Annotated in this window: 3 protein-coding genes, 1 pseudogene and 1 riboswitch; all 4 genes and pseudogenes read left to right on the forward strand. The window is 62.0% G+C overall.

What is annotated here, in order from left to right; genetic code table 11:
- The first annotated feature begins 3 nt into the window (after positions 1–3).
- A complete protein-coding gene (gene mobB, locus ACSLE4_RS08060) occupies positions 4–507 on the forward strand; it encodes a molybdopterin-guanine dinucleotide biosynthesis protein B (RefSeq protein ID WP_435903954.1) in 504 nt (167 codons plus the stop codon).
- Entirely contained in the window at positions 504–1,802 is a 1,299-nt protein-coding gene (locus tag ACSLE4_RS08065; RefSeq protein ID WP_435903952.1) for a molybdopterin molybdotransferase MoeA, read from the forward strand. Before mobB ends, ACSLE4_RS08065 begins: the two co-directional genes overlap by 4 nt.
- A gap of 61 nt (positions 1,803–1,863) precedes the next feature.
- Positions 1,864–2,061 (forward strand): hypothetical protein, encoded by a 198-nt coding sequence (locus ACSLE4_RS08070; RefSeq protein WP_435903953.1) that lies wholly within the window; start codon positions 1,864–1,866, stop codon positions 2,059–2,061.
- A 193-nt stretch (positions 2,062–2,254) separates the two neighbouring features.
- A riboswitch (glycine riboswitch) is annotated at positions 2,255–2,344 on the forward strand.
- Positions 2,345–2,495: 151 nt separating this feature from the next.
- Positions 2,496–3,086 (forward strand): annotated as a pseudogene (gene gcvT, locus ACSLE4_RS08075) (glycine cleavage system aminomethyltransferase GcvT); the annotation flags it as partial.

Genomic DNA, 3,086 nt, shown 5'->3' on the forward strand with positions numbered 1-3,086 from the left:
CCAATCTTCGGCGTGGTCGGCTGGAAGAACTCGGGCAAGACCACGCTTATGGGCAACCTTATCCGCGAGTTTACGAACCGAGGGTTTTCAATCTCGGTCATCAAGCATGCGCACGCGAAGTTCGAGATCGATCATCCGGGACGCGACTCCTTCGAGATGCGCGAGGCCGGAGCTTGCCAAGTGATGCTGTCGTCGCCGCGCCGCTTCGCCTTGATGCGCGAATTGGGCGATTTGCCTGAACCGACTTTAGACGAGCTCCTGCCCTACGCCGGGCCATGTGACCTCGTCCTGGTCGAAGGCTATAAGCGCGAGGCATACCCCAAGATCGAAATCCGCAGGGAAGGAGCCGCGTCGCGCGAGCCGCTGTCCGCGAAATTTCCAGAGGTCGTGGCCATCGCCTCAGACAGGCCGGAGGACGAGACGGACCCCCTGCCCGTCTTCCACATCGACGCCATAGAACGCATCGTGGATTTCATCATCACCACACTGGGACTCAAGCGCCCATGACAGCGAAGACAGCCAAGCCAGCAGCTAAGCTGATCGACGATTGTTTCGTTCTCGACAAGGACCGGCTTCCACACCAGGAGGCCATCGGCATCCTCAAGGCACGAGTGCGTCCGGTAACCGGAACGGAGCAAGTCCCGCTTGCCGAAGCTTGCGGGCGGTTCTTGGCGGAGCCGCTCGTCTCGCCGCGTCAAATCCCTGCGCACGATAATGCGGCCGTCGACGGCTATGCCTTTGCGTCATCGGGCTACGACTTCGCGAAAGGAGCGGCGTTTCGGGTCATCGGCGAAGCATCCGCGGGACACCCTTATCAGGGCACTTTGCTGCCGGGCGGTGCGGTCCGCATCTTCACGGGCGCGGTCGTGCCGGCCGGTCTCGATACGGTCGCGATGCAGGAAGACGTTCGAACCGATGAGCGTAACGGCGAGCGCTGGGCGGCCATTCCGCCGGGATTGAAAGCAGGCGCCAATCGACGGCTTGCAGGCGAGGATACGAAACCGGGCGAAACGCTCGTCGCTGCGGGTGCGCGGCTAAGGCCTCAGGACGTGGCGAGCGCCGCCGCCACGGGTCTCGGTGCCGTGCGTTGCCATGCGCCCCTCAAGGTGGCGGTGCTCTCGACAGGCGATGAAATTCTGCGGCCGGGGGAGGTTTTCGTCGACGGCAAGGTCTACGACGCCAACGCGCCGATGCTGCACGGGCTCATTGCGGCCACCGGGGCCGAGGCGGTCGACCTCGGCGTGCTCCCCGATACGCGCGAAAGCGTGATCGGCGCCCTTTCCGAAGCGAGCCGCAAATTCAACGTCATCGTGATTTCCGGCGGGGCCAGCCAAGGCCAGGAGGACCATGTCGTGGCCAGCATCGACGCGCTTGGCAAACGGCATCTCTGGCAGATCGCGATCAAGCCGGGCCGGCCGATGAGCTTCGGACAGATCGGCGATTGCGTCGTTCTCGGTCTGCCCGGCAACCCCGTGGCCGTGTTTGTGTGCTTCCTGATGTATGTGCGTCCGGTTCTCACGCGACTCGCCGGCGGCGTGTGGCCGGAGCCCACACGATTCCCCGTGCCGACTGCATTCACTCAGAAGAAGAAGCGTGGGCGCCGCGAATTTTGGCGCGCCAGGCTGATTCGCCGGGACGGGCGCGTCCTGGTCGACAAGTTTCCACGTGACGGATCCGGGCTCATCTCTTCTCTACGCGAAGCCGATGGATTCATCGAGGTAAACGAGGATGTGGATGAAATCCGCATCGGGGAGGTCGTGGAATTCATTCCCTTTTCCGAGTTTGGGCTTGGCCAACGCTAGAGACGGCAAGAGCACTCGGAACGGCTCAAGTCTTTGAGCGTTTTTGCGATGGAGGCTCTCTATGCAAGACACCGACACCGACCGGGAACGTGCTGCCTATGATTTGGCGGAGCGGCTCTTCTTTGAGCTTGAGAAGCAAGGCAGCCGCTTCTCACTCCGCAGAAAGATCGGGGATCACGCGCGCAGAGACGATTTGACCCTCGAAGAGGTTGAACAAGTGCTTGAGCGCTGGAAGCTCGAAGGTCCGCACGGCGGCTAGTACTTTCGTACAAGATCTATTGCGCATCGGGCAAATCGGTCTCGCCTTCAACAACGTGCTTTCGCTCGGTCCCGGTGCATTTTGAGCAGATTTCCGGCTATTTCGGTATTGTCTGGTAAGAGACAAACCGACCGAACAAATGACGCCCCCGCTGTTGACCATCTGCTTTAGAATCACCATTCTCTAAGCGTCGTTCCGTCTTGCGGAAGAGACTGGCTCATGCCCGGCGCCGAAGGAGCAACCGCCCCGGAAACTCTCAGGCAACCAGGACCGCAAGACTACTGACACTCTGGAAAGCGGCCGCGCTCAAGCGCGGTCCACCGAAGAGGAAAGGCGCAGCGAGCCGCGCGCCAAATCTTTCAGGTTTCATGACAGAGGGGGCTTCTTGTCGTCGCGCGGCGAGTACCATGCGCGCGACCTGATGGAGCCTCAGAATGAGTGTCGAAGCCAAGACGTCGCTTAATTCTCTAAGACAGACGCCGCTGCACGCCCTACACCTGGATTTGGGTGCCCGCATGGCCCCGTTCGCCGGGTACGACATGCCGCTGAACTATCCGGCAGGCGTTTTGGCGGAGCACCGGCATACGCGAGCCGCGGCGGGCCTGTTCGACATCTCGCACATGGGGCAGATCCTACTGCGCCCGAAGGACGGCGTCCCTACCGACGCCGCGCGCGCGCTCGAGCGCCTTGTGCCCGCAGATATCCTGGGATTGGCGCAGGGACGTCAGCGCTACACCTTCTTCACAAACGACACTGGCGGCATCCTCGACGATCTGATGGTCGCCAACTGCGGCGATCACTATCTCCTCGTGGTCAATGCCGCGTGCAAGGAGACCGACGAATCTCTTCTGCGCGGCAGCTTCTCCCGGAACTGCGATGTCGAGCGGTGCGATCGTGCGTTGATCGCACTGCAAGGCCCGAAGGCCGAGTCGGTGCTGGCGCACCTCGCCCCCGACTGCGCCGGCATGCGCTTCATGGGCGTGCGAGAGTTGTTGATCATGGGCAAGCCTTGCGTGGTCATGCGT

The sequence above is a fragment of the Methyloceanibacter sp. genome (genome assembly GCF_051306395.1).
In the GTDB taxonomy this organism is placed as follows: Bacteria; Pseudomonadota; Alphaproteobacteria; order Rhizobiales; family Methyloligellaceae; genus Methyloceanibacter.

Coding starts and splice junctions, on each gene's coding strand:
- ACSLE4_RS08065 (WP_435903952.1), top strand. CDS start 504: ATGACAGCGAAGACAGCCAAGCCAGCAGCTAAGCTGATCGACGATTGT.
- ACSLE4_RS08070 (WP_435903953.1), top strand. CDS start 1,864: ATGCAAGACACCGACACCGACCGGGAACGTGCTGCCTATGATTTGGCG.